The following is a 5,696-nucleotide window of genomic DNA, read 5'->3' as shown; positions in this document are numbered from 1 at the left end:
CCACCCTCGCAAATCACCTGCCCATGCCCCGCCCCGCATGAACTTGGTTCATGCGGGGCGGGGCATTTTAGCTGCGGCAAACCCGCCGCGGCGGCCCATCCGGCGCCATCCGGACGCCCCCGGAGCGCATGCTAGAATGCGCCGAACCAGCCGCCCACACCAACACATGACATCAGGTAGCAAGCCCGACGCGCCGGAAGGCGCCGTTCCGCCCGGAGGCAAGCGGCGCGAATCCCGGCGCAAATACGATCCCGAACAAACCCGCCGCAACATCCTCGATGTCGCGACGCAGGAGTTTTCGGCGATGGGCCTGACCGGCGCGCGCGTCGACGCGATCGCCGAGCGCACCAACACCACCAAGCGGATGCTGTACTACTACTTCGGCAGCAAGGAAGGGCTGTACGAGGCGGTGCTGGACAAGGTTTACGGCGACATCCGCGCGCTCGAGGTCGAACTGAACGTCGGCGAGCTGCCGCCCACCGAAGGCATGCGCCGCCTGGTCGAATTCACGTTCGACTATCACGACAAGCATCGCGATTTCGTGCGCCTCGTCTCGATCGAGAACATCCACGGCGCGAAATACATCGAACAACTGACGACCTTCAAGGATCGCAACGTCAGCATCATCAAGACGCTCGAAGCGCTGCTCGCGCGCGGCGCCGAAGCCGGTGCGTTCCGCGCCGACATCGACGCGTTCGACCTGCACCTGATGATCAGCTCGTTCTGCTTCCATCGCGTCTCGAACCGCTACACGTTCGGCGCCGCGTTCGGCCGCGACCCGTCGGCGCCGCGGCTGCGCGTGCGGCACCGCGCGATGATCGTCGACAGCGTGCTGCGCTACATCACCGACTGATTCCCCTCATGCGCGCGCGGCCGTCCGGCCGCGCCGCCTTCCTGTCAGCCGCCGGCCAGCGCCACCCGCGCCTTCGCCTCCGGGCTGCCCTCCGCGAAATACTTCTTCGCCCAGCGCGCATCGGGCTGCAACGCCAGCGTCGGATGCGCCTGCGCGTGCGTGGTGCCGGTGCGCTGCGCCTCGATCGCGAGCGCGCGCGCGCGGTAATGCTCGTAGAGCCGCAGGAATTCGGCCAGATAGGTGCCGGCGATGCGCGCGTCGCGAATCTCCAGCAGATTCTCGTCGTTGTAGTGTTCCGAGTTCGAGCTCATGTTGGCCGAGCCGGTGTAGACGATCGGGTTCTCGCCCTCGGCATCGATCACGATGAACTTGTGGTGGATCACCACCGGCGGGTAGGCCGGCGCGGGCTCGCCCGGGAACAGCCGCAGCTCCGGCTCGAAGCCCTTGGGCACGGTGGCCGGCGAGAAATACTCGGCGTCGATCACGTCGCGGTTGTCGCGGCTGCGATGGTACAGCTCCAGGTTGGCGAGCCGGGATGCATCGAGCGTCTTGCCGTCGTGCTGGTCCGTTTCGGCCGCCTGCGCGCCGCTCGCGCTGATCCGGTTGACCAGGCCGAACATCATCAGCCCCGCGTCGCCGGCCTTGAAGCACGCGTCGCGCAACGGCGCGTCGGTCGGCATGAACAGGCAGAACACCACCGAATGCTTGGCGGCCTCGATCGCCGCGACGATCGTGTCGATCTCGATGCGCGACTTGCCCGGCTCCGGCGAGAACGCCACCCGCACGCTGGCCGAGCCGACCTGTGCCGGCTCGGACCAGCCGCTCGTCAGCTTCGCCGTGTCGGCGATGCTCGGGTTCGCGGCGAGCGCGTGCGCGCGATCGTTGTAGAGGCCGGCCAGGATCGCCGAATCGAACGTATGCAGCACGTTGGCCTGCTCGGTCAGGCCTTCGGTGGTGAAGTTGGCCGAACCGGTCAGCAGGCGCGCCGGATGCGGATCGCTGCCGCCGCCATCGGTGACGATGAACTTGTCGTGCATGATGCGCGTGCGGTCGCGCGGCGCGAGCGTCGCCAGATCCTTCAACGCATCGACGGCCGGCTGGTTCGGCGACGGCAGCAGCGGCTTGCCCTTGCGCTCGGTCACGTGCGCGTCGTACACGATCGCCAGCGCATCGCGACCGTGCGCCCGGCCGAACGCCTCGAACGCCGGGATCGCCCACAGCGTGTCGGTCAGGTGATACACGGCCGAGGCCGCGCGCGTGGCCGGGTCGAGCATCGCGCCGAACACCTGCTGCAAGTCGTTGGCGAGCCAGGTGCGCAAGGCCAGCGCCTGCGCCGCGGTGGGCGTGTCGTGCTCGTCGAGGCCGAGCGCCGCCACCTGACGCGCAAACGCCTGCGAGCTGACCACGGCGCGGTTGAACCAGGTGCCCACGCCATCCACCACGTGATCGGGCAGCGTCAGCGCGCAATGGCCGGCTTCCGCGTCGAGCACCTGCAGCGCGTCGGGCGTGCCGACCACCGGGAACACGTCGTAGCGGAACGCCTGGCCGCGGTCGGGCGGATCGATGCGCGCATCCCACCACATGAATTTCTGGATCGGCGCCTGATCGGTGGGCGCATCGCGCTGCGTGTCGGCCACCGGCCCGTCGAACGTCAGCCGGTTCGGCAGCCAGCTGCTGGCCGCGCGCGTGTGGCCGTCCGCGCTGTGGAAACCCGGCGTGCGGCGGATCGCGAAGCCGAGGAAATCGGCGCGGTTCGCGGCCTGCGGCCAGTCGAAGGCCAGCAGCACCAGGGTGGGGGACAGGTAACTGCGCACGGTGACGGACATCGGCTCGCTCCTCGGCTCGGTGGAACGGCCAGTGTCGCGGGCTTGCTTGCCATCGGCATGACGCAACGATGACGTTTACGTGTCGCTGTCATGAAGTGGGCGAGCCACGTTTATCGCACAGCAAAGGCCAGGCTCAGGCATCGCAAACAACCAATTCGATCCCGCGCGCGGTCAGCGCGCGGCGCACGGCCTTGTCGGGCGAGCGGTCGGTCACGAGGTAGCGGGTGTTCTCGATGCCGTTGATGCGCACCGGCGTGACGCGCCCGAACTTCGAGTGATCGGCCACCACCACGGCGGTGGCGGCCGAGGCCAGCATCCGGCTGCGCACCTCGGCGGCGATCCGCGAATAGTCGGTCAGGTCGCCGTCCTGCGTCACGCCGCCGGCGCCCACGAACGCGAAATCGACGTGGTACTGCGCCAGTTGCTGAATCGTGTCGAGGCCGAACGTGGCGTCCTCGTCGTCGGACAGCTCGCCGCCGAGCAGCGTGACGCGGTTCTCGTTGCGGCGCGCCAGCGCGAAGGCGATCCGCCAGTCGTTGGTGTAGACGGTCAGGCGGTGCCGGTCGTTCAGCGCCAGCGCCACCGCGTGCGTGGTGCTGCCCGAATCGAGCAGCACCGACGCGCCGTCGGGCACGAATTCGGCCGCGCGCCGGCCGATCGCCTGCTTCGCGTCGGTGTGGGCGGCCTGCCGCTCCGACAGGCTCGGCTCGCGGCGGTCGGCGGCCAGCGCGCCGCCGTGGGTGGTCACCACCAGGCCGCGGGTGGCCAGCGCGTTCAGGTCGCGGCGAATCGTCTCCCGCGACACGCCGAGCGTGCGCACGAGTTCGGCGACCGACAGGGCGCCGGAGCGGGAAAGTTCGGACAGGATGTATTGATGACGTTGTTCTGCGAGCATGAAACGGTCCGGAATCGCCCTGGAAACCACGGGGCGGCCTATTGTAGTACGGCTAATTGACAGGATTGTGAGCATGCGAGCGGCAGCGGCCGCGCGCATCGCCGCCCGCGACTGCCCGATCGCGGGCAACGCGCTGCAAAGCAGTGTTGCAACCACGCGCCCAATATCGCGCGCACGCGTTGTTACACTCGCCGCTCGCCGAACCATCCGCTCGTGGAGCCTTGCCATGTCCCAACCCGCCGCCGCCCTCGCCATCCGCTTCCCGGCCGAACGCCTGAACGACGGAGCCGGCGATCCGTACTGGATCGACTTCACGTTCGCCGAGGCGCACCGCCTGCACGCGCAACTGGCCGCGCAGCGCGCCGGGATGCAAACGGCCCGGGCGGCCGACGCCGAGGTTTTCGCGCTCGCCTGAGCACCGAACGCGGGGCGGCCGATGCAGGCAAGCCGCCCCCGCCCCGGTGCAGATTTTGACAAGACGCGCGGCACCCGCGCGCCGATACTGCGCGCTTCCCGTTTTCCGCGCGCCGTCCGTGGCCGCCCTGCCTCATGCCTGCCCTGCTTGCCGCCGCCGCGTTCGTCGCGCTCTGGTCCACCGGTTTCGTGGTCGCCCGCGCGATCCATCCGTACGCCGATCCCAACCTCTACCTGCTGGCCCGCTTCGGCGGCACGGCGCTGCTGTTCGCCGCGATCGCGCTCGTCACGCGGGCGCGCTGGCCGGTGGGCCGCGAATGGGGCCGTCATCTGCTGGCCGGCGCGCTGTTGCAGGGCTTCTATCTGGGCGCCAGCTACTGGGCCGTCGCGCAGGGCCTGCCGGCCGGCGTGATGGCGCTGCTCGGCGCGCTGCAGCCGCTCGCCACCGCCGTGCTGGCCGTGCCGCTGTTCGGCGAGCGCCTGCCCGCGCGCGGCTGGGCCGGCATGGCGCTGGGGCTGGCCGGCGTCGCGCTGGTGCTCGCGCCGAAGCTGGCGGCCCCGGCCGCGGCAGGCGCGGGCACGGGCGCGGGCGTGTCGGCATTCACCGTGCTGGTGGCGGTGCTGTCGATCGGCTCGATCACGGCCGGCTCGCTCTACCAGAAGAGCGCCGTGGCGAAAACCGACCTGCGCACCACCGTCGCCGTGCAGAACTTCGGCGCGGCCGTGGTGGCGGCCGGCTTCGCGCTGGCGCTCGGCGAGACGCGCTGGCTGCCCTCGCCCACACTGTGGGTGTCGCTGGCCTGGGGTGTGGCGATGCTGTCGGGCGGCGCGATCATGCTGCTGGTGTGGCTGTTGCGGCACGGCGGCGCGGCGCGCGCCACCTCGTTGATGTTTCTCGCGCCGCCGCTTGCGGCCTTGCAGGGCTACGCGCTGTTCGGCGAGACGCTCGGCACGCTGCAACTGGCCGGCTTCGCGGTCGCGCTGGCGGGCGTGGCGCTGGCGCGCTGGTCGCGCTGAACGATGCGCGCATGGCCGGCCGCGGGCGGCCCGCGCTGCGCCGGCTGCGCGCGATTGCGCCTATTCCGCTTATGATGCGCGTCTGACCCGATTCCGCTCCGGAGAGCCAACCCATCATGACCCGTCCCGATTACGCCGCGCGCCAACGCGCGATTGCCGCCGAACTGCAAGTCTCGCCGAACTTCGACGCCGCCCAGGAAGCCGAGCGCCGCATCGCCTTCCTCGCCGACTACCTGCGCTCGACGGGCTTCACCACCTACGTGCTCGGGATCAGCGGCGGCGTGGATTCCTCCACGGCCGGCCGCCTGGCGCAACTCGCCGTCGAACGCCTGCGCGCAAGCGGTTACGACGCGCGCTTCGTGGCGATGCGCCTGCCGTACGGCGTGCAGCGCGACGAGGAAGACGCGCAACGCGCTCTGGCCTTCGTGGCCGCCGACGAGAACCTGACGGTGGACGTCAAGCCGGCCGCCGACGGCATGCTGGCCGCCACCACCGCAAGCGGCCTGACGTTCCGCGACGATGCACAACAGGATTTCGTGCACGGCAACATCAAGGCGCGCGAGCGCATGATCGCGCAGTACGCGGTGGCCGGCGCGCGCCGCGGCATCGTGATCGGCACCGACCACGCGGCCGAATCGGTGATGGGCTTCTTCACCAAGTTCGGCGACGGCGGCGCCGACGTGCTGCCGCT

The 5,696-nt window shown here is 70.1% G+C and carries 6 protein-coding genes; 4 read left to right on the top strand and 2 right to left on the bottom strand.

Going from position 1 to position 5,696, the window contains the following annotated elements:
• Nucleotides 1-166 precede the first annotated feature (166 nt).
• Nucleotides 167-853, top strand: coding sequence for a TetR/AcrR family transcriptional regulator (locus ACYP33_RS22400; protein ID WP_414448308.1), 687 nt, complete (start codon nt 167-169; stop codon nt 851-853).
• A 44-nt stretch (nt 854-897) separates the two neighbouring features.
• Here the strand turns inward: ACYP33_RS22400 and ACYP33_RS22395 are convergent, their stop codons facing one another.
• A complete protein-coding gene (locus tag ACYP33_RS22395; protein WP_459623975.1) occupies nt 898-2,679 on the bottom strand; it encodes a phospholipase D-like domain-containing protein in 1,782 nt (593 codons plus the stop codon).
• A 133-nt stretch (nt 2,680-2,812) separates the two neighbouring features.
• Complete coding sequence (locus ACYP33_RS22390) at nt 2,813-3,574, bottom strand: DeoR/GlpR family DNA-binding transcription regulator (protein ID WP_459623974.1); 762 nt, start codon at nt 3,572-3,574, stop codon at nt 2,813-2,815.
• Between the two features lie 226 nt (nt 3,575-3,800).
• On the opposite strand from ACYP33_RS22390, the gene ACYP33_RS22385 reads away from it, so the two are divergent.
• The 3 genes from ACYP33_RS22385 to nadE form a co-directional block, all read left to right on the top strand.
• A complete protein-coding gene (locus ACYP33_RS22385; RefSeq protein ID WP_414449221.1) occupies nt 3,801-3,989 on the top strand; it encodes a hypothetical protein in 189 nt (62 codons plus the stop codon).
• 134 nt (nt 3,990-4,123) lie between these two features.
• Entirely contained in the window at nt 4,124-5,005 is an 882-nt protein-coding gene (locus ACYP33_RS22380; protein ID WP_459623973.1) for a DMT family transporter, read from the top strand.
• Nucleotides 5,006-5,121: 116 nt separating this feature from the next.
• On the top strand, nt 5,122-5,696 hold a 575-nt coding region (gene nadE, locus ACYP33_RS22375; RefSeq protein WP_459623972.1), incomplete at its 3' end, for an ammonia-dependent NAD(+) synthetase.

This window comes from Burkholderia sp. 3C (assembly GCF_054589155.1).
The sequence above is the reverse complement of the archived record's forward strand: the minus strand, read 5'-3'. Positions and strand labels throughout refer to the sequence as shown.